The sequence below is a fragment of the Luteolibacter sp. genome, assembly GCF_039920825.1.
In the GTDB taxonomy this organism is placed as follows: Bacteria; Verrucomicrobiota; Verrucomicrobiia; order Verrucomicrobiales; family Akkermansiaceae; genus Luteolibacter.
Window position 1 is genome coordinate 26,432 of sequence record NZ_JBDSCX010000020.1, and the last position, 21,151, is coordinate 47,582.

A 21,151-nucleotide genomic window follows, 5' to 3' on the forward strand; every position below is an offset into this window, starting at 1 on the left:
GTGGTTAAAATGGATCTTCTCTTCAGATTGAACCACAGATTTCACAGAGAACACGGATGGATTAAGATTTGGATGTGGGTGATCATTTCGAAACGCGTTTGATGCCGAGCTGCGCGTATTTGAAATTGAGGAGCAAGGCGGTTTTGAGTCCTGTGATGTTCAAGTATCCCAGCATCTGGGCGATATGGCTGTCGTTGAAACTGGTGACCACCTTGGGATCAACGATGAGGCAGTCTTCGACGGTCAAATCCGGGATTAGAGTGCCGATGAGTTGTCCGTCGTAGAGGACTTCGTGCTGTTTCTGCTGCTCGCAGTGGATGCCCTGTTTGGTCAGCTCTATCACCAGCGCCCGTTCGTAGAGCTTCTCATCCAGACCGGGGCGCAGCGTATTCAGCACTTTCATCGCCGCCCCAATCACGACCTGGGTGAGATCCGCGTTTGGAGATGGGACGTGAGGATCGGGATTATAGTCGTCTTCATCTGTGTGCATCTGTGTCATCTGTGGTTAAAATTCTGATTGAATGCCGGCGAGGACGTTTGAAGATTCAACCACAGATTTCACAGAGAACACAGATGGATAAAGATCTGGATTCTGCTTCTCTTCATCTGTGTCTATCCGTGTCATTTGACGGAGAGTTTTGATTTTCCAGTCCGTCCATCTTCGCTACGCTTCGATTGTGGTTAAAATTCTGATTGAGTGCCGACGGGACCTTGGAAGATTTCCGAGCTTGGTTTGGTCAGGAAGAGGGCGTAGTTGGCATTCTCGTTTCTCCCACCGCCCGATGAACTGGGAAAGGGCTTCGGGAGTGGGATCGGATGGAGGCATTTTGAAACGCCACACTAACAATCAGCGGTTTGGCGGGAAGGGGAAAGTTGGGGGAGGTTGCTAGTGTTCGGTCCCGAGTGTTCAGGGCAAACAAGGAGACGGTGGAATGGAGAACAGCCGTTTATTTTTCACGGTGCGGGTTCTGTGTCGTGGAGTTGGCCGTAGTCTACGACCCAGCCGTTGCCATCCGGGGTCTCGGTGTAGATTTCCACGAAGCGCTCGCCGAATTTCACATCCCGCCAGGTGTAGCTGGTCTGGCTCTGGACTTCGGTCGGCACGACCACATCGATGCAGACGACGGAGGCCATGAAATGCACGCTGTCCCGCTGGAAGTCCTCCGCGGTCATGCCATAGAGCGGACTGGTCTCGTCGATGACGTGGCGGATGGTCATGGCTGCGGGGAAGACAATGACGCCCTGCACCTGGAGCTTCAGCTCGTGGAATCGGGCGATGATTTCTCCCTCTTCCGTCGTGGTGGTGCGGATCAACATGATGCGGAAGGCCGCCTCCACCACAGGTTGGTTCCGCTGGTTGGCCACTCGCAACATGAGCGTCGGTTTGCCGTCGTGGTTCGACACCACCATGTGCTGCGAGAACAACAGATTGGCCGTGGGGCGGGAGAAGCGCACGAAGATGAGACCGGTCGTCACGGCCATGCCGAACATGCCGACCACAATCTCCGCGGTCGCGATGATGTGAGCGGCCAGACTGACCGGGTACATGTGACCGTAGCCCACGGTGGCCAGGGTCTCGACGCTGAAGAAGAACGCATCAACATACGAGTGCGCGTCGAGTGCGGCAATGCCCCCCGACACCGCCACGTAGAGGGCGGCGAAGAAGATATTCACCCCGAGGTAGCAGCCGAGCAGGAAGAGTGCGAAGAGCGGCCAGCTGAGGCTGAGCATCCACTGATAGATATCCTGCCAGCGCCAGACCACCGCATTGACCCGCAGGAACTCGACATCCCCCGAGCGCACCTTCATCACCGACCGGCTCTTCTTCATGAACGGAGTCTAGCGTAACCGGGAAGCGTGGGCAGGATAAAAACCTTCGCTGCTTTCCGGCTTACGGCGGCGGCTCCGCCCACCACTCTCTAATGGACGCCGATCCGCCGGCTTTGTTTTACGAGTGCGTGCAGGTATTTGATCACAGCTTCGGTGCGTGTCCGGGCGTTGAGTTTCTTGAAGAGGTTTCAGGTGGCATAGCTCGCGGACCAGAAGTCGAGTTTCAATAGCGACGCGATTTCCTTGTTGGTGACGCTTCGATGATCAAGCCAGCCACCGCCACCTCGCGTTCCGTAAAGGTGCGGTCTTGCTGCATGCATGACATGAATTGTAACCAATTAAATTTCTTTGACTTATAACCGGACACGCGTGGCCAGTGGTTTGCAAAAGATCCTGGCATGCCGGAATCAGCGGCTGGATTTTTTAAAGATAGCTCCTCATGGAAGTGGCCTGCCGCCGGAAAGCTTCCACCGCAGGAGCGGAAGAGTGACTTTCGAACAACCGGTCGCGCTCGGGTGAACGCCATCCGGAACATAGGATTGAAACGTGGCGGGAGCCTCGTTTTGCAGGCGGGCCCAGTCGGGCTGGTGGTCGATGAGCAGAAGCCCGCGCGCTGCGGCGACTTCGCGATACATCTGATAGTAGGCGGCGAGATTGGGACGAAGGGTTGCGGATGAATTGCTGCCCGTCGGCGAGTTCCACACCCCGTTCATCGTTTGCAGGATGATCTCCGCCTGGGGATTCTGTTGGAGGATCGCGTTAATCATCGCCTCCAGATTGGCCTTGGCCTGCGAAACGCTGAGAGATGGCGTGCCATCGCTGTAGAGAAAGGCATCGTTCATCGCGAACTCGATGAACACCGTGTCCGGGTTGTGGTTCAGGACCTTGGTTTGAAGCTGGGCAACGCCTTCCGCAGAGTTCTTGCCGCTGAGACCGCTGTTGACGACCGTGAAAAGGCCGGGGTATTTCGCGGAAAGCCACGAACTCATTTGCCCGACCCATGCGCCGCTGGCGGTAAGACTGGTGCCGTAAACCACGATGATGCGGTGCTGCCCTGTGGCAAGGGCGCCGACGAAGGCCGCGGGCTCCGAGCGCAGGGCCACACGAAAAAAGCTCCTGTCTCCCTGCCGGGGCACGTTGAGTTGGAAGTCTTCGAAGACTTCCCATGAAGGTCCGGAGGTGATGCCGAATTGGAAGAGGGAAGGCGTGTAAACAGGCTGATTGACTTGCAGGTCGAAGATTTCGGAATCGGAATGCAGGTTGAAATAATCCGGATGGCTCCGCACCAAGTCGAAGAATGTGGAATTGGAAACCAGCGGATTCAGTCCGATTTCGCTTTCGCGGAGATCGCTCAGGCCGTCGTCATCGCTGTCATCGTCCGCGGCTACGGGGGCAAAGCCGACCGCATCCGCGATCACGTATCCATTCGCGCCGGTGGTCATGACGGTCACGCTCTGGATACCGGTGAAAATGCCTAGCAGGTTCCATTTCCCGCCGTTGCTCCTCTGATCTATCAGGATCGTCCGGGGGCCCTTGGCATCGACGATGCGGATCGGCACGTTCGAGGCGCGGTTGGTGTTGGCGGTCCACCGGAGATAGAGCCGTTGGGCTCCGGTCACCGAGGCGGGTGGTGTATAAGCCACCTGTTTGGCACCTTGGCCGGCATTTCCATCATGCAGGTAATCGCTGCCGAAGAATCCGGTCGTGCTATTCGCGGAGGTCCACGCGCCGGTGATGGTGACGCGCGCGGCATCCGAGTTGTCCACCACGATCACGGGCGATCCGACCGATGGCTCGCCGAGAGCTTGTCCGGCGGCGAGCAGCGCGGGCCGGAGTTTTGAATAGGCAACCTGCTGGACATCGAGATCGTCACGGATCGCGAGGTCCGCGCCGATGGCAGCGGATTGCGAAAGGATCATGAAGACCGGTTCCATGCGGATCGATCCGAATGCCATGTGGCTTGCGGACAGGCTCCAAGGCACGAGCAGGTTGCGACACTCGGTCGTCTTGGGGACGATGGCCCTGTAGGAAACCGGATAGGGATTTGGCACGGTCATCTGCACGTCGCCCTCGTTTTTCACCACACCGTTTTTCACATGGCGCTGCACGTGGTGCGAGTCCATCGAGTAGGCGGCGAGGCCGATGGAATCAGCAGCCACGGTTTCACCGCTGCAATGGTGCTGGTTCATGACGTAGTCGGAAACCATGCGCCGCGCCTCCCGCACATAGAGCTGCCACGGCCAGTTTCCGTTATCGGTGAATTCATCGGCGGGCAAACCCCATGAAGCGTAGCTGTTCCGGATGGACAGAGGCACGCGGGTATGGTTCTGGAGAGTCCATAACAGTCCTCGCTGCCAGTTTTCATGCTGCTTGGCGAGCGCGAGCCTTTGATTGTGATTCAGGGTGGCCCAGTTCCAGCCGGGTCCGTAGTTTTTTCCAATGTAGTCGGTGGAAATGCCGCCGGTGTTATTGGAATCCGTTTTGCGGTTAGGTATCAGATCCAGTTTGAAAAATCCCGAGGTCTGGCCTGCGTCAATGGAGCGGAAAAGCAGTTCGTAATCGGCCTCGTTATAGCCCGGAGGTTGGGCAACCATCACCCGGTTCGCCGCCACGTCCGTTAGAGCCATGCGGAAACAGTAGGACTGGAGCCTGGCATCCCCGTCGCCATCGGAACCGCCCGGGCCTGCGTTCACTCCCGGAAGCAGGCCGCTCGCTGGATTTCCCGCAATCACGTAGGGATCGATGCCGTTGGGAAGTTGGTTCTTCGTAGCCCTCGCCGCCTGGATGCCGCTGTAGTCCTCGCCGTAGGTGGCGTTCGCCTCCCGACCGACGGTGAATGAAACGCCCGCACCGGGAAGGAGGTCGCCCTCGTAACTGGCGTCGATGAACATCTTTCCGGCAAACTCGCGCCCGTCCTCGAGACGGATGTATTGGATGCGGTCTCCGTCCTTCACCACACCGTCGTCCAGATCCAGCCGGCCCGTGACGACGGGAACATTTTGCTCGCTGATCATCGACTGGAAAACCGACTCCGCCACCTTGGGTTCGAACACCGAAGCGATCTCCATCGTGGCGTTGAAAGCGGAGCCACCCTGTCCTGAATTCCCATAGGATGAGCGTGACTGCAGGTTCCAGGCGGAATCGTTCTGATAGTGCAGATAGACGCGATGATAGAACTCGCGGCTCAAGCCTCCGAGGATGGAACTTTCGCCGAGGTCCGTCCAGCCGAGGCCGCTGGTGGTGAGCCCGCCGAGGTGGGGTGTTGGGGAAATGAGGACGACCGAGCGCCCGGATTTCCTCGCCTGGACGGCTGCGACGACTCCTCCGGAAGTGCCTCCGTAGACGACGATGTCATAGGACACAGGAGCTGCGGAGACGTGGGCGGAGATGACTGCTAGAATGAGGAGCCGTTTCAAGGTGTTTCGATTTTATGACGGAGAGAGCGCGCGTGTCAGACCGGGTATTTCATGGTTTTACCGGTCCTGAAGGGTGACGCGAAGGAAGTTTTTCCCGGCGGGCAGCTCGACCTGACGGTTGTAGGTTTCAAGCGTTCCCCACTGGGTGAGGTTGTCACTTTGCTGGACCTCGAAGATGAGATTCACCGGGTCATCGGAGTTTTGCGAAAGCATCACGCCATTGTTTCCAAGACCGATCATTCCGTCAGCCGTGTAAAGATCAAACCAGTCGGGGTGGGTCTTGATGCCGGCGATCAGGACGGCGTCGGACACGTTCGGATCCAGCCCGAGAACGGCCTCTTGGGAATCGGTCAAGCCGTCGTTGTCACTGTCGTTACCCGCCACGGCGGAATGGGGAGCCACATCGGCGAAAGTGACTCCCACCCTCAGCTCGTCCACCAGCAGCTTGCTGCCGTTCTGCCCGGCGATCCGCACTCGGTCGAAATCGAAATTCGAACCATTGATGGTGGCGGCGGGAGACGCGGGATTACCGGTAAGGTCCGGATCGATAAATACCTCAACGCGGTCGGCGCCGCCCGTGCCACCGGCCTTGGTGAGCTTCAGCGCGACGAAGTGGGTCTGTCCGAAGGTGCCGCGTGAGGTGTTCACGCTGGCTCCTCCGGTGAGATTGCTGGTGAGATAGATGGCCGCCGTGGTCGTTGAACCCGGATTATGCACCGAGAACGATGGCTGGGCTCCGCGGTAAAACGAAACTCCCTCGAAGTTGCTGTTAGCTGCGGGGAGCTGATAGAGAAACGAGATCCAGACGTTGTTGAGCTGCCCGCTGCTCAAGTCCCGCAGGCTTCTGGTGGTGGCGGTGCCGGAGGTGTCGGCCGAAAGGCCGGAGGCATTCAGGACGTTCCCCAGCGAATCGGTGAAACCCAAGCCGACCGCACCGGTGACCGTAGACTCCCCATCCTGGAACCATGCGCCGGACCACCCGCTTCCCCCTCCCTGGCTACCGAGGGGGGACGCCGATGCGTAGTCGAAGGACTCGCCACCGATCTGCGCGGCGTCGCAGGACAGTGACAGCAGGCCCGCAGCCAGCCAATAAAATGGACTTTTCATGATCCGAATAAATTAGTGTCAATTCCGGCTGCGGACTACGGGAAACCACGCCGGGCGGGTGGAGTCCGTAAAGTTAGAATCAGGGGGCGGGTTCGGTTTTCACCCGGAGGAAACCCTTGCTGCCGAGACCTTCGGAGGCATCCAGTCGGAAGCGCCGGTATTCATAGTCCGCCGGGAGTCCGCCGGTGCCGGTGGCGGGCGAGGCCTCGCTGACGGCGCTGGTTGGGAACGCCAGATCGAGGGATCCTTCGATGGTGTATTTCACTCCATCCGAGGTGGCTGATAGAGGTGAGCCGGCGAAGACGGGCGAGCCGCCGGCCTTGCGCACGGCGATGGTGAGTGTGAGATCCTTTTGCGAGTTCGCATTAGTGTCCACGACGGCCAAAGATTTATAGCCGTTGTCCGCGCCATTGTTAGGATTGCCGTTGAGGGCGAACTCGGCGAGGTTGTTAGTGCCGTCGCCATCGGGATCCGCGCCCTTGCCGACGATGGCGGGGTCGGTCACACCGGAGAAGTAGGTGTTGATCCAAGTTTCGTAGGGAGGGGAGCCATCGGCGGCGACCGTTAGTTTTCCGTCGGATTCGGTGAAGGTCCACGCTTTGCCGCCACCCACCAATTTCCAGATGCCGGAATTCACGGGCGTCTCGGTGAAGGTGCCGCTGGTGCCGCTCACCGCGAAGGTGGAGCTGAAGGGCGTGGGATTGGCCAGGCTGCCGACGTTCACCAGCGTCCACGAATTGCCGGGCGTGGAATTAGAGCCGCCCAAATCGATCCTGAGAGTGCCGTTGTATTGAAGCGTGCCGGTGCCGCCGACCGAATTGGTGACGCCGTTGGTTGTCGGATAGAACCGGAGCTCGCCCGCGCTGCTGATGGTCAGATTGGCACCGGAATTGATCGTGGTATCCCCGGTATTGCGATTCAGACCGGCGAGGGTCTGGGTGAAGACTCCCCCGATGACGAGTTTCACGTTGTCCTGAATGTTGCCGGGAAAGCTGCTGGCAGCCGCCGGGTTGAGGGTGAGGGTGGACTGGACGACTCCGGAATTCTTGATGGTGGCGGCGACGGTCCCAACGGTGCCGACGAGTCCGGCGACGGATTGGTTGAATCCGCCGAGATCGAAGGTGGGGGATCCGAGTGTGGCGGCAGAGGGTCCCACGATCAGGTCGGAGGTGGTTGGCAGCTTGTTGTTGCCGCCGATCTTGACGCTGCCTCCGTTCGAGAAGATGCGGGTGGCACCGGTCCACGAGCAGGTTCCCGCGAGCGTGATGGTATCGGATGAGCCGTCCCCTGCGCGGAAATACGGGCTCATTCCGGCGACCGCTTCGGTGATGTTCCCGGTGAGGGTGAGGCTGGCGTCGTTCTGCACGCCGATGCGGGTGTTCCCGGCGGTGCCCGCGGTGCCTGATAGAGCGATGTTGCCAGCCCAGGTGTTGTTGCCGGTGTGGGCCTGAAGCGCACCGCGCTGGTTCAAGGAGCCGGTGTAGAAATAATTGAGATTACCGTTGCCGGGGCCCGAGATGGTGGCGGTCTGGGCACTGCCGTCGGTAATACCACCCGCGAGGACAAAGGTGGCGTCGGTCGCGACGGTGATGTCTCCGGTGGTGCTGTCGGCCGCGTCCTTGACCACTGCTCCGGCGGTGACAGTGGAGGTCCCCGTGTAGGAGTTGGTGGTGTTGGAGAATCTCGCGATTCCCGCGCCGATCTTGGTCAGTGCCCCGCTGCCGGTGATCGGTAAGCTGATGGTGTGCTGGCCGGCGAAATTGTAGGTAAGCGTTCCGTTGTTCTGGATGCCTGACGAGGTGTCGATGCTGCCGTCCACCGTTCCATTTCCGATCTGCAACAGGCCTTCGCTGATGAGTGTGGGGCCGGTGTAGGTATTGATGCCGGTCAAGGTCAATGTGCCGGTGCCTGCCTTGGTGAGACCGCCGTTCGAGATAACTCCGTTGATAGCCGCTCCGCCGGTATTTGCCACCGTGATGATGCGGGTCGCGCCTGTCAGGTCAACATTGCCCGCCAGTGTCAGCACGTTGTTACCCGCCGTTATTGTATTCAGGGTGAAGTCGCCACTCATGGTGACAAGATTTGGAACGGTCCTGGATGCTCCACGGGCGGTGATGGAACCGGCAGCCAGGGTGAGCTGACCTGTGCCAAAGGCGTTGCCGTTGTCAATCTGGAGGTCGCCGCCGTTGATGGTGGTGCCGCCCGAATAGGTATTTGCGACCCCCAGACGCTGGGTGCCTATCCCTTCCTTCAGCACCGAGCCGCTGCCGCTGATGACGCCATTGTAAGTGAACGTGGTGCCGATTCGGTTATAAACCAAGGTTCCATTGTTGATGATGTCGGTGGTGTTGGTAATGGTGCCGTCGGTGGTGCCATCGCCAAGCCGGAGGGTGTTACCCGTGCCGATGGTGGTCGTGCCGGTGTAGGTGTTGGCATTGGTGATGACGACCGTTCCATTGGTGCCACTCAGTACCAACGGTCCGCTGCCGCCGATCCCTGAGCCGGTGCCGCTCGTCAGGGTGTAGGTTCTCGCGCTGCTGTTGGAGAAGGTGACCCCACTCGGGTAGACCGTGGAAGGGATATCGACCGTGGTGACAGGTGTCGTGTCATTGAAAATCACCGTATCACCATACTGATAGCCATCGGGCAGACTCCAATTGGCCGAATTGAGAGGGTCGCTGTCCCAGGTGTTGTTAACCGTTCCCTTCCAAACGTTCGCCAGGGCCGTGACATTGAGATACAGCGCTGTGGCTGTTTGATTGAGCTCGAAGGTGGAGCGTCCGGAAAAAGTCGTCAGGAGATAGAAAGATCCGGTACCGGTGAGGGAACCATATTTAAGCAGCTTGATGGTGTTCGTGGAAGTCGTCAGCGCCGTCAAACCTGCTAGAGACACATCCACCTCTCCATTCAAGGTGACCGAGCCCGCACCCAAATCGATGAGTGGTGCCGTCGGATTCGTCGAGGCGGCAAAGTCAACGTTGAGGTTGGAAAAGTCGGTGGGGGCCGCTCCGAGGGTGAGGCTGGAAGGCTTCAAAGGACTCACGGATGGACTGGTCACCTTGACCGCGAGGGTCGTTTGATCCGCCACTGATAGGGATCCGACTGTCGAGCTTCCAGTAATGGCCAGAGTGCCGCTTGATAGGGTGGTGGCACCACTGTAATTGTTGGCGCCCGCAAGTGTCAGGATGGAACTCGTGCTGGTGTTTTTCGTCAGCGAGCCCGTGCCGGTAATGGCTCCGGAAAGAGTCTGGTTGGCGCTGCTGCTGTAAACCAACGCCGCTGAGTTCGCGATGGGACTCGCGTAGGCTCCGCCATTCAAGTTGGCGGCACCGCCAATGACGATGGAGCCTTGGGAAATGGTCAGAGGAGTCGTTGCGATGTTGGCAAGGAGGTTGCCAGTGGCGTTGAGGGTCAGCGTCCCTGCTCCGGTTTTCGTCAATACTGCATAGGTCGCCCCGTCGAACTTGCTGTTGAACACCCAATCGCCTGATCCAGCGAAGGTCATATTGCGCCCGCCGCCTGCCGCAGGGCCTGTGCCGACGGCGATGGGGGTGGTCGCACCGGTTCCCCACGTGACCGGGCTGGCTGAGTTGTTCGTCAGCGTGAAGGATTCGGTGGTGAGCGACCCCACGCCGAAGACGATCCGGCCGCCGTTGATACTGACCGCACCATTTGTGACGGTGAAGTTGCTGCCAGATGCCATGCGCAGGTATTGGGCCCCGCTTGCAAAGGTGAGAGGGTTGGTTTGATTCACATTGATGGCGGCGATGGCACCAGGCGAGGCGAACATCGCGGCGTTCATGACGAGGTCCGTCGTGGAGCTGTCGAATCCGCTGAATTCCAAGGTATCGCCGGAGGCAGGGAGGACGTTTGCTGTTGGGCTTCCCGGGGTGCCCCAGTTGGTTCCACTGTTCATCGAAGTGTTGGGGCCGTCGGTGCCGGACACGGTCGCGCCGCCATCCCAGACTCTTGTTGCCGCTCGGGCGGACGATACGTAAAGGAACGAAAAGGCGAGGGCGGCACACATGCTGGCGCACGTTGGGGTACCGATCGAGTATTTCGCGCGGCAAAGGAAGGGGGATGGCTTGAGTTTCATGAGTTTTTTTGGTTTTGGGGTTTTGGATTTGGGTTTTGGATTTCTTCGGAAAATGGAGCAGCTCAAGGCATGACGTTCAGACGGAAGAATTTTCTCCCCTCGGCCAGCGGGGCAAAGGCACGGACCGGTATTTGGATTTGCTGGATCTCGCCGTGATTCTGGACGGGAGCGTGCAGGTACAGTTGCGGGGAGGGATTCCAGTGCAGGAGATCGTCGGATTCCTCGATGGAGTATCCGAGGCCGGCGGCGGCGCGTTGCCGGTCGAACTGGAAATAGAGGATGTCACCCTGCGCGAGGATGGAGGTCCGGGGCCAGCTTTCGGTGCCGCTGAAGAAGCGGAGGAGATTGACGGCACCGCTGCCGTCCGGATCGGCGAACGGGCCGGAAATGGAGGGGTCTGCCAGCTCCGCTGAGCTGAAGCGGGTGAAACGCCAGGAATCGAAGGGCTTGTCGCTCACGACGATGACGGCGGAGGTGTTTCCATTCAACGAGTAAGCGGCGTTCGCGGAAAGCTGGATCGCAAGGGTTTTCTCCCCCTGAGGAATCATCGAAGAAAGAGCCGCAAGTGGCAGCTTGAACTCGCGCTTGCCAGCGGGGATGGTGACCGATCCGGTAGGTTGCGGTGTGAATCCGGAGGGGTTGGCGCTGCCCGACATTTGATAGGAAACCTGCAGCGGAGCGGCGGTATCGCCGTCGCGGGTGAAAACGATGGCCGCAGGTATGGAATCGCCACGGATGATCGTGGGAACCGTGCTGAAAATCCGGACGGTGGGTGGCAGGCCCATCTGCGTCCACATGGCGGCGTCCGCGATGACATAGCCGTTGACGCCGGTGTTCGTGAGTAAAAGGTTGCCGGTCGTTCCCGCGTTGAAGGAGAAAACTCCCAGATCGAACCAGGTGCCGCCGTTCGCCTGCTGGTTCACGGTGGTATTGGTCACGCCGCCACTGCGCGTGATGGAAATGGGGACATTGGTGGCGCGGTTGGTGTTGGCGCTCCAACGGAGGGAGACGCGGTAATTTGCGGTGCTGGGGAGGACGGGGGTGAAGCGGACGGATTTCTGACCGATTCCTTCATTGCCGTCGTGGAGATAGCTGGCGCCGTTAAAGCCCGCGGTCGCGGAGGAGATGGTCCAGATCCCGGTCGTGACGACGCCGGTGGCATCCTCGGTATCGACAACAATGCCTGAGGCCGCCGCGGCCAAGCTGAGAACTCCGCCGTCGGCCCGGAGCACCGCCGCGAGTTTTTCGTAAGGGACCTGCTGCACGCTGATGCCGTCATTGATCGCCATTGCGGCTGCGGTGGCTGCGGATTGCCCCAACGTCATGAAAACGGGCTCCATCCGAGCCGAAGCGAAGGCACCATGGGTGGCCGAGAGGCACCAGGGAACCAACAGGTTTTCGCATTGCCCGACCTTGGGGATCAGCGAGCGATAAGAGATCGGATAAGGAGCCGGAACGGGTTGGCCGATACCGCCTTCGTTTTTCACCGCGCCGGCGTTGTTGAAGCGCTGCGTGCAATGGGAGTCCATCGTGTAGGCACCCATGCCCACGGAATCCGCGGCGACGACCGTGCCGGCGCAGTTCATCGTGGTCATCACATAGTCGGAGACCATCCTTCGCGCCTCGCGGACGTAGAGCTGGGGCGGGAAATTCCCGTTATCGGTGAACTCGTCGGCCGCCAGGCCCCAACTCGCATACAGTCCGGTCGCGCCGACTTTGGCGAGCACGCGCGGGTGGTGCTGGATGGTCCAGATGAGGCCCAGTTGCCAATAGGCGTGCTCCGCGGCAAGCGCGGCCCGTTGCTGATGGTTGAGGGTGGACCAGTCCCAGCCCGGTCCCCAGTTTTTTCCGATGTAGTCGAGGGAAACGCCGCCTGAATTGTTGGTGTCCGTCTTGCCATTCGGCATGGCATCGTTTTTCAGGAACGTCGTCTGCCCGGCCTCGACGGCGCGAAGCACGAGCTCGAAATCCGCCTCATTGTAGTTCGCGGGTTTCGCCACCATCAAGCGGTTCGCGGGATTGTTAGTGAGGCACATCCGGTAACAAAAAGCCTGGAGGTTTCCGTCACCGGTGCCGTTCGCGGCGACGCTCGCCTTGATGCCGGGCAGCAATCCGCTCGCCGGATTTCCCTTCACCTTGTATGGGTCGAGGTTCGCGACCACTTCGTTCCCCGCCCCGGTTTGCACCCCGTTGATCGTTTCCCCGTAAACCGAATTCGCCTCGCGTCCGACCGTGAAACTCACGCCCGCCTGGGCCACGACGTCGCCTTCGTAGCTGGCATCGATGAACATCTTGCCGGTGAAAATCCGGCCGTCCTCCAGCTTGATCGAGATTATCCGCTGGCCATTCATCGCCACACCATCGGATAGATCCAGCAGGCCGGTGAAAATCTCCACCTTGGTCTCGGCGAGCATCTCATCGTAGATTTGCGTGGCGACCTTCGGCTCGAAAATGTAACCAAGCTGGTTCGTTTGATCGAAGGCCGCCGGGACGTGCTGGCCGGCCATCGACTTGACCGTGGTCCAGTTCGGCTGCGCGGCGTAGTAGAGATAGACGCGGTGGTAGAACTCCTTGCTGAGGCCGCCGAGGATCGCGGGGTTTTTCAAGTCCGTCCATCCCAAGCCGCTGGTGGTGAGCCCGCCGAGCTGGACGGTGGGGGAAACCAGCGCGACTTTCTTTCCCATTTTCGCGCCCGCCACCGCCGCGGTGATGCCGCCGGAGGTGCCGCCGTACACGACGAGATCGAAGTCCTCGGGATGGGCGGATACGGCCGCGACGGAGAGGCCCGCACAAGCGAATAGCCGGGCAAGGATGCGCGGATGGAACAAAAGAGATGAGATGCCGAAATGAAACATGGGTTGGAACTGGCAGCAGTTACCCGACACTGGACCCGGAGAGAGGGCTTGAAATCCCTCTTTCGGGTGATCGACAGCGGAATTTTTTCCCTCGCCTTGGGCAAGGGTTCGTCCCGTATAAACGGGAGATTCCTCCAAGCATGAAAATCCCATGGCTGTTGCTGGCGATGCTTTGCTGCTCCGGCCTTTCCTCCGGTGCGGACCTGCCTGCGTCCCAGGTGCGGCCGATCCGGGAAATCCAGACCGCCGCCACCGTCGAGCCGTTCGAGCAATCGGAGGTGATCGCGGAGGGGGTGGTGACTTGGGTGGAAGCCGGAGCGGGCCCCGGGTTTTACATCCAGGACTCCAGCGGGGGATTGCTGGTGACCCGGGAAAACGGTCCCGGCCCGAAGGTGGCCGAGCGGGTGCGCATCAGGGGAACGTTGAGCCGTGGAGATTTCGCCCCGGTAATCCGCCAAGCGGAATACCAAAGCCTTGGGCCGGGTGGGATGCCCAATGTGGTTAGAGCGTCCGGCGGAGGCTTGCTCAACGGTTCCTTCAATGGCGAACGGGTGGAAACGGATGGCTGGATCCGATCGGCGGAGATGATCGACGCCACGACCATGGTTGGTCTGTTGGATTCCGGAGCGTCGCGGATCAGCTTCCGGATCAACAACGTGAAAACTCTGAAACCGGAAAAACTCATCGCCGGCAAGGCCTGGGTGCGCGGCGTCGCCAGTCCCGCTAGATCGCGCGGGACCATCCGGCAACTGGTGGAAGTGCAATTGCTCGCCAATGGCGAGGAGGACTTCCGCTGGGAGCAGCGCGAAACCGCGTCGCCATGGACCCTCCCTCCCACGCCGTTGCGCAACGCGTTCCAGTATCACCCGGCTCAAACCCGCGGCGAACGGCTTCATGTGCGCGGCAAGGTGGTGATGGTGGCAGACGGCATCGCCTGGCTGCATGACGGGGAGGCCGGACTGGCGATGCGGAGAGCGGATGCGGTGAAGGTCAGTCGCGGGGATCAGGTGGAGGTGGTGGGTTTCCGCGACCTCGAAGATTTCCTGCCGGTTTTGTCGGATGCCGTGATTCGCCCGGACAACGGGGCGGAAATTGTGTTGCAGCCCAAGCAACTCCAAGCGGCGGCGCTGCGGGAAGGGCTGCACCACGGCGATTTTGTTTCGGTGACCGGACATCTGCTGGACCGGATCGACGCTCCCATCGGAAGCGCGGACCGGCGGGTGGTTCTGGCGTTGCAGTCCGACCGTGGCGTCTTCACCGCCGAGCTGGACGCCCGCGGTTCCGGGGTGTTAGGCCATTTGGAAACCGGCAGCCTGTTGCGCGTGACGGGTATTTGCTCGGTCCAAACGGACATGACGGGTGAGACCACCGGATTCAAAATGCTGGTCCCGGATGCCGCCTCCATCGCCGTCGTTGAGGCTGCTCCTTACTTCACGCCGAGACGTCTGCTGGTCCTTCTGAGCATCACCCTGGCCATCCTGTTGGCAGCCGCCCTGTGGGCGTATTTTCTCGCGCAGCGGAATCTCCGGCTGCGTGCGGAAATGCGCGAGAGGTTGGCGGTCTCGGCAGAACGCAGCCGCCTCGCCTGCGATCTCCATGACACTCTGGAGCAGGGACTAACAGCCATTCATCTCCAGCTTCACGCGATCGGTCCCTCGCCACAGGAAGCATCCGGTGAAACCCAGGAGAGGGTCGGAGCGGCGCGGCGGCTGGTGCAGCAATGTCATTCCGAAATCAGGCGATCCATCTGGAACCTGAGGTCGGAGGCGCTCGAACACTTCGATCTCGGCGACGCGCTTCACCGCGCGGCCCAGTCCCTGTTCCTCGGATCCCGGACCCGCGCGATATTCCGCCAGCAGAAGGGCGAAAGGAAAATCCCCCAACTCATCGGCGACAACGTGCTGAAAATCGGCCAGGAAGCCATCACCAACGTGCTCAAGCACGCGAATGCCTCCGTGTTGCGGATCGATCTAACCACCACGAACGATCTTATTTCCCTGGCGATCAGCGACGACGGCAACGGCTTCACCCCATCCACCGCTCCAGATGGAAGCACCGGACATTTCGGCCTGATGGGAATGGGCGAACGTGCGGAGCGGATCGGCGGAAAACTGGACGTCAGCAGCCAGCCCGGCGAGGGAACCACCATCCGCATCGAAGTGCCGCTAACCCATCCATCCTCATGAACACCAAAATTTCCATCAGCATCCTCATCACCGATGACCATTTCGTGGTCCGCGAGGGCCTGCGCAGCATTCTCCGCCGGGAGCCGGATTTTACCGTGGTGGGTGAAGCCGCCAACGGCCTCGAGGCGGTCTCCGCGCATGCCAAACTGCGCCCCGACGTCACCATCATGGACCTGCGGATGCCGGTTTGCGGGGGAGTGGAGGCGATCCGGAAAATCCGTGCCGCGGACCCGGTGGCACGGATTCTGGTGTTGAGCAATTTCGAAGGCGATGAGGATATTCACGCGGCCCTAACCGCAGGGGCGATGGGCTATTTGCTCAAGCACAGCTCGGGAGATCAGGTCACGCCCGCCATCCGCTCGTTGATGCTGGGAAAACGCTGGATCCCGCAGGAAGTGGCCGGTCACCTGGCCTCCCGCGAACGGGGGGAAATCCTTTCGGAGCGGGAGCGGGAAATCGTCAGGTTATTGGTGTTAGGAGAGGCTAACAAGCAGATCGCCTCCGCATTGGGCATCACGGAGCAGACGGTGAAGTCCCATGTCAAAAACATCCTCGCGAAACTCCAGGTGCGTGACCGCACGGAAGCGGTCACGGTGGCCCTGCGCCGGGGTATCGTTCATTTGCCCGAGGCATGAAATCCAGCGGATCACACCCGATGGTTCGGCTTGAGTGACATGGATGATTGCAGCTCCCCCGATGCGCCTTGGCATTCCGCCGGATGTTTTTTCCGATCCGGTGCTAATTTTTGGCCATGCCAGACCATTCAAATGTGACGAGAATCATGAATGACCCATTCTCCACTGCCGGGAACGACCACACCGCGAAGGTTCAGGGGTTGTTCATTCAGCACCAGCCGGTGATCCGCGGCTTCGTGCTTTCGATGATTCCGGACTTCTCACTGGCGGACGACGTGATCCAGGAAACGTTTCTCATCGTGACGAAGAAGGCTTCGTCATTTGAAATTGGCACGAGTTTCTCGGCATGGGTGAAAACCATCGCACGCTTCAAGGCGCTGGAGGCCATCCGTGCGAGGAAGTTTGAAACACTTTCCGAAGAAGTGCTTGAGGCCCTGAGCACCGAGCCGCACGAGTTCGCCGGAGACATCGACGAACGGCTTGCCCTGCTGCGCGGATGCATCAATCAGCTCCCTCCTCAGGCCCGCCGTTCGATCAACTACCGCTATCAGAACGAGCACCTGCCGCCCCAGATTGCAAGCCTAACGGGTTGCACGGTGCAATCGGTGAATGTCACCCTGTCCCGTGCGAGGGCTTTCCTTCGCGAGTGCGTCCAGCGCAAGATGGCCACCTCCCCAACTTAAGCCATGTTTGACGAAGACAGACTTGAACGATTGATCTCAGCCCACTTCGACAGAGAGCTGACGGCGGACGAGCGCGTTGAACTGGAAGCCATGTTGCTTTCCTCAACGAAAGCGCGGCAGGTTTTTCTCGATCACGCGGACTTTCATGGCCTGCTGCGTGAGCAGGCCATGCAAGCGGGTGGCGTGGAATGGCTGGGAAAAACGGCACCTCCCCGGCGGACGAGCCCCCGTTTCCCGAAGGGTGCCTGGATCGCAGCTGGACTGGCGGCCAGCATTGCATTGGGGTGGTGGCTCCTGCCGAAGGTCGGGAAATCTCCAACGGCATCTAACACCACCACGCCGCCGGCAGCATCGGTCGATACCACACCTCCCGCTAATGATGAGGTGGCGCTGCTAGGGATGGCGGTCGATGTCGAGTGGAACGGGCGGACATTTACAACGGGAGAAGCCTTGCCAAAGGGCCTGCTGAACATCCGCAAAGGCACGCTGCGGCTGGATTTCTACAGCGGGGCACGGGTGATCCTCGAAGGACCCGCACAACTGGAGCTGTTGTCGCAGAACCTTGCCAGGCTCGATGAGGGCAAGCTTACCGCCAAGGTGCCGCCACCGGCTCACGGCTTCACGGTTTTGAACGGCAACCTGCGCGTGGTGGATCGGGGAACCCAGTTCGGCATGAGCGTGACCGACGCGGACAACTGCACGGTGCATGTATTCGATGGCGAAGTGGAGCTTCAAGGAGATGTGCCGGAAGCTACGGCACGGAAATTGTTTGAAGGAGAGGCAGTGTCCATCCATGCGGGGAAGTCCTCCGCCATCGCCGCGGACCGGCGTTCGTTTGCCAGTCCGGTGGGCATCCTGCAGGCCGCCGCCAAGGAAACCGAAGCCCGGTGGCAACAGTGGCGGACAAGATCCCAATCGCTGCGCGAGGCACCCGGCCTGCTGGCCTACTTCGATTTCGAGGATTTCGATTCCTCAAGCATGACCCTGCCTAACCGTGCCTCGGGCGCGCATGAGGATTCCAACGGATCGGTGATCGGTTGTGAGAAACTCACGGGACGCTGGGATCAGAAAACCGCTCTTGGTTTTGCCAAGACCAGCGATCGGGTGAGGTTCCGCACGGAAGGCAGCAGCCCGTCCATCACCTTGATGGCATGGGTGCGCGTGGACAGCCTGCCTCTGGATCACAACTCGCTGCTTTCGATGGCTCCCGGCGAGGTGGGCGAGGTTCACTGGAAGCTGGATCGATCCGGGCGACTGTTGTTTGGATTGAGAGCCGCTCCGGAACTCCGCTACGATTCCTGGGAACGCCTCGAAAGTCCGCAAGTGGTGACACCTAACGATTTCGGCCGGTGGATGCACTTGGCAACGGTGATCGATGCGGATAAAAGCGAGATGCGCCACTACGTCAACGGCAAGCAGGTCGCCAGTGGTCCGCTCTTACGGCACACGCCGATCCAATTCGGCACAGCAAATCTCGGCAACCTCGACGCCACCTGGTATCGGACCCAACCGGTCCGCAACTTCAACGGCCGGATCGACGAGTTCGCACTGTTCACCCGCGCCCTAACAAGTGAAGAGATCGCGGCAATGCAGTGAATACCCCCTTGGTTTTTCAGTGCGGCTTCTCATCAGGTCGTTGCAATAGTGACCATTGAGTATCAGTTTCCGCACCTACGACGGGTGTTCTATCCAGACCATCTTCTCCTGTCGTCTTCGGAATATTCGTTAGCGGGCAGACTCCCCGGCGAGGAATATGATGCCGTTATCCGGAAACATGGTGCATGGTAAAAATGTGTCCAAGTTGGCTTTCTGATCGTTTTAAACGAACTCAAATGTTAGGTTCCGACAACCGTCGAGACACAAGGCTCATCGGGCCAGTGCCGTGGCGCTCCACAGCAAGGCAGCCTGACCATGCAAATCGCCGAGGACTCTGGGACGCTCCAGATAAAATTCACGGCTGTTCTTCTTGTCCGTCCCCACACAGACTTGGCACACCTCGCCGTCTCCGTGAACATTGCCGGCCAAGGCGATCCAACCCTTCCGAGCAACCGGCCCGTAGACGTCGGAATCCAGCCAGCCTTCCTTCACTCCGGAAACCATCGCGAAGGTGAACATCCCGGTGCAGGATGCCTCAGGCCAGGACTTGAGATCGTCGACGAGTTGATACCACATGCCGCTTTCGCTTTGGGACTCCTTGAGAGTGGCCATCATTTTCAGATAGCCCTCGAGGATGCGGGCACGATCCGGATTGTCCTTTGGCAAGCTGCGCAGGAGTTCGGTCATTCCCGCAGCCATCCAGCCATTCCCCCGTCCCCAAAAAAATGGCACATCGGGCGCATGGTAAAAAAGTCCGTTGGGCTTTTGGAGCTTGTCCAAATAGGCGACCATCTCCTTCGCGGCGCGATCAATGTATTTCCGTTCCCCGGAAGCCCGGAACATCTGCCCCTGCGCCATCGTGATCATATACATGTCGTCGATCCAGAATCGGGTCTGCCAGCTCAACCCCTGCTGCATGTGGACCTTCGCCTCCTCGTTGAACCGCCAGCTCAATCCCCCCTGCGGTTTTCCACCCTCGTCGCCTTTGTTGATGATTTCCTCGGTAGGCTCCCACTGGATATCGGCAAAATTCCTGGCGACTTCGAGAGCCCGCTGGTTGCCGGATTGCAGGAAAATCTCGGCAGCCAGCGCGGCGAGAACATTCCGGTCGACATGATTGGGAGGGGGTATTTGGTAAGTCTCTTCGTTCAAAAGCGGAGTCGTCCGCTCGATCAGCACTTTGGTCAACTCCAGCTGCCCGCTGGCCTTGGCAAAAGTCAACGCGCCATACCACGCCACGACGTCCTGATATCGGATCTCGCCTTTCTTGCCGGAATCAGCCCTGTTTTTGAGCGTTTTGAGGAATCGTTCGGTGACGCGGGTGCCGATCAGCTTTGGCGAAGTGCCCTCCGGCCAGTCACTGAAATAGTTTTCGGCGGCCCGTCCGGCCAGCGAAGTCAAGATGAGGCAAAAAGCGCACGCGACGGTGGCTCCAAGAACGAGAGGATTTTTCAACTGCATGTATGCTACATGCAGGCTCGGTGGGAAAACTTAGCAAGAATTTTGGTTTTTGAAAAACCGGAGTGTTGTCTCGAGCCCCTCGTCCAAACTGTATTGCGGACTCCAACCGGCGGCCTGCAGCTTGTCGGTGCCGACGAGCCGTTCCGCTAGACCGCCGATGGTGATCTGACCGCCGTATCCGGCACTTGCGATCCTTGAATCGTCGCGCCGCGCTTTCTGGCGGGACCCAAGACAGGTTATTTAAGTAGCAACGGCATTTAGCTCGTGCTAAATGCGCTTGACGGACGCCTGAATGATCGTGAAACTCGTCTCGTAGTCACGAGACATGAAGCTCATCATTGACGGGCTTCGTGATTCTCATATCGAGGAGACACCCATCATCTGTCCGTTTGAAAGGCCCCGACAACGATTCACCCCGAAAACATTCGCAACCCATGAACCCATCCGATTTTCCGACCAACCCTCGCCGCGGCTTTCTAAAAGCGCTTGGCGGCATCACAGCGGGCCTCGTCACGCTCCCGACGTTTTCCCGCGCGCAATCGGGCGAGTCCACGCCGTCCCGCCTAACCGGTGCGAAATACATGGGTGATTTCGCGGCACCGAAACTCGACAAGGTTAAGGTGGCCATCATCGGTGTTGGCGCGCGGGGCTCCGGTCACGCAGTGCAACTCGCCGGTCTCAAGGGTGTTGGATTCGTCGGCATCTGCGATCTCGTCGAAGGTCGTGCCAGGCGTTCCGAAGCCGCCGTGGTCAAGGCCGGCCACACTCCGAAAGTCTATTTCGGTGAGGAAGGCGCATGGAAGAAGATGCTTGAGGAAACCAAGCCGGATGCTGTTTTCATTGCCACGCCGTGGGATCATCACGCGCCGATGTGTATCGAGTCGATGAAGGCCGGAGCGCACGCGTTCTCGGAAGTGCCGATCGCTTACACCATCGAAGACATGTGGAAGATCGTCGATACCTCGGAGGCGACCGGACGCCACTGCATGATGATGGAAAACGTCAACTACGGCCGCGAGGAATTGGTCTATCTGAACATGATCCGTCAGGGCGTGCTCGGTGATCTGCTGCATGGCGAGGCCGCCTATCTCCACCCGCTGTGCGGGCAGATGGAGAATGGCGATTCCACCGGATCGTGGCGGACTTTCCAATACGCTAGCCGCAACGGCAACCTCTATCCGACGCACGGTCTCGGCCCGGTCGCCCAATACATGAGCCTCGCCCGAACCGAAGATAATTTCGGCCGCATCGTGTCGTTCTCGTCGCCCGCCAAAGGCCGCGCTTTG

At 59.7% G+C, this 21,151-nt stretch carries 13 protein-coding genes; 5 read left to right on the plus strand and 8 right to left on the minus strand.

Features of this window, described 5'->3' with window-relative positions; translation table 11 throughout:
* Positions 1–82: 82 nt before the first annotated feature.
* The 7 genes from ABIQ96_RS05135 to ABIQ96_RS05165 form a co-directional block, all read right to left on the minus strand.
* Positions 83–490, minus strand: a complete 408-nt coding sequence (locus tag ABIQ96_RS05135) for a GxxExxY protein (RefSeq protein ID WP_348213482.1) — start codon at positions 488–490, stop codon at positions 83–85.
* A gap of 464 nt (positions 491–954) precedes the next feature.
* On the minus strand, positions 955–1,830 hold the full coding sequence (locus tag ABIQ96_RS05140) for an ion channel (RefSeq protein WP_348213483.1): 876 nt from the start codon (positions 1,828–1,830) through the stop codon (positions 955–957).
* Positions 1,831–2,018: 188 nt separating this feature from the next.
* Positions 2,019–2,150 (minus strand): hypothetical protein, encoded by a 132-nt coding sequence (locus ABIQ96_RS05145; protein WP_348213484.1) that lies wholly within the window; start codon positions 2,148–2,150, stop codon positions 2,019–2,021.
* A 117-nt stretch (positions 2,151–2,267) separates the two neighbouring features.
* Positions 2,268–5,246, minus strand: coding sequence for an FAD-dependent oxidoreductase (locus ABIQ96_RS05150; protein WP_348213485.1), 2,979 nt, complete (start codon positions 5,244–5,246; stop codon positions 2,268–2,270).
* A gap of 57 nt (positions 5,247–5,303) precedes the next feature.
* Positions 5,304–6,353: a thrombospondin type 3 repeat-containing protein gene (locus ABIQ96_RS05155; protein ID WP_348213486.1), complete on the minus strand. Its 1,050-nt coding sequence runs from the start codon at positions 6,351–6,353 to the stop codon at positions 5,304–5,306.
* A gap of 79 nt (positions 6,354–6,432) precedes the next feature.
* Complete coding sequence (locus tag ABIQ96_RS05160) at positions 6,433–10,449, minus strand: autotransporter-associated beta strand repeat-containing protein (RefSeq protein ID WP_348213487.1); 4,017 nt, start codon at positions 10,447–10,449, stop codon at positions 6,433–6,435.
* 62 nt (positions 10,450–10,511) lie between these two features.
* Positions 10,512–13,304: an FAD-dependent oxidoreductase gene (locus tag ABIQ96_RS05165; protein ID WP_348213488.1), complete on the minus strand. Its 2,793-nt coding sequence runs from the start codon at positions 13,302–13,304 to the stop codon at positions 10,512–10,514.
* A 140-nt stretch (positions 13,305–13,444) separates the two neighbouring features.
* Between ABIQ96_RS05165 and ABIQ96_RS05170 the strand changes: the two genes are divergently transcribed.
* The 4 genes from ABIQ96_RS05170 (at position 13,445) to ABIQ96_RS05185 (ending at position 18,404) form a co-directional block, all read left to right on the plus strand.
* A complete protein-coding gene (locus tag ABIQ96_RS05170) occupies positions 13,445–15,490 on the plus strand; it encodes a histidine kinase (RefSeq protein WP_348213489.1) in 2,046 nt (681 codons plus the stop codon).
* Entirely contained in the window at positions 15,487–16,125 is a 639-nt protein-coding gene (locus ABIQ96_RS05175) for a response regulator transcription factor (protein ID WP_348213490.1), read from the plus strand. Before ABIQ96_RS05170 ends, ABIQ96_RS05175 begins: the two co-directional genes overlap by 4 nt.
* Positions 16,126–16,271: 146 nt before the next feature.
* Positions 16,272–16,808, plus strand: coding sequence for a sigma-70 family RNA polymerase sigma factor (locus ABIQ96_RS05180; RefSeq protein ID WP_348213491.1), 537 nt, complete (start codon positions 16,272–16,274; stop codon positions 16,806–16,808).
* Positions 16,809–16,811: 3 nt separating this feature from the next.
* Entirely contained in the window at positions 16,812–18,404 is a 1,593-nt protein-coding gene (locus tag ABIQ96_RS05185) for a LamG-like jellyroll fold domain-containing protein (protein WP_348213492.1), read from the plus strand.
* A 270-nt stretch (positions 18,405–18,674) separates the two neighbouring features.
* On the opposite strand, the gene ABIQ96_RS05190 is transcribed toward ABIQ96_RS05185, so the two are convergent.
* Positions 18,675–19,865 carry a glycoside hydrolase family 88 protein gene (locus tag ABIQ96_RS05190; RefSeq protein ID WP_348213493.1) on the minus strand — a complete coding sequence of 397 codons (1,191 nt, stop codon included), beginning with the start codon at positions 19,863–19,865 and terminating at the stop codon, positions 18,675–18,677.
* A gap of 434 nt (positions 19,866–20,299) precedes the next feature.
* On the opposite strand from ABIQ96_RS05190, the gene ABIQ96_RS05195 reads away from it, so the two are divergent.
* Positions 20,300–21,151, plus strand: an 852-nt coding sequence (locus ABIQ96_RS05195) for a Gfo/Idh/MocA family oxidoreductase (protein ID WP_348213494.1), incomplete at its 3' end; no start/stop codon positions are given.

Coding starts and splice junctions, on each gene's coding strand:
- ABIQ96_RS05135 (WP_348213482.1), bottom strand. CDS start 490: ATGCACACAGATGAAGACGACTATAATCCCGATCCTCACGTCCCATCT.
- ABIQ96_RS05140 (WP_348213483.1), bottom strand. CDS start 1,830: ATGAAGAAGAGCCGGTCGGTGATGAAGGTGCGCTCGGGGGATGTCGAG.
- ABIQ96_RS05145 (WP_348213484.1), bottom strand. CDS start 2,150: ATGCATGCAGCAAGACCGCACCTTTACGGAACGCGAGGTGGCGGTGGC.
- ABIQ96_RS05155 (WP_348213486.1), bottom strand. CDS start 6,353: ATGAAAAGTCCATTTTATTGGCTGGCTGCGGGCCTGCTGTCACTGTCC.
- ABIQ96_RS05160 (WP_348213487.1), bottom strand. CDS start 10,449: ATGAAACTCAAGCCATCCCCCTTCCTTTGCCGCGCGAAATACTCGATC.
- ABIQ96_RS05165 (WP_348213488.1), bottom strand. CDS start 13,304: ATGTTTCATTTCGGCATCTCATCTCTTTTGTTCCATCCGCGCATCCTT.
- ABIQ96_RS05170 (WP_348213489.1), top strand. CDS start 13,445: ATGAAAATCCCATGGCTGTTGCTGGCGATGCTTTGCTGCTCCGGCCTT.
- ABIQ96_RS05175 (WP_348213490.1), top strand. CDS start 15,487: ATGAACACCAAAATTTCCATCAGCATCCTCATCACCGATGACCATTTC.
- ABIQ96_RS05180 (WP_348213491.1), top strand. CDS start 16,272: ATGAATGACCCATTCTCCACTGCCGGGAACGACCACACCGCGAAGGTT.
- ABIQ96_RS05185 (WP_348213492.1), top strand. CDS start 16,812: ATGTTTGACGAAGACAGACTTGAACGATTGATCTCAGCCCACTTCGAC.
- ABIQ96_RS05190 (WP_348213493.1), bottom strand. CDS start 19,865: ATGCAGTTGAAAAATCCTCTCGTTCTTGGAGCCACCGTCGCGTGCGCT.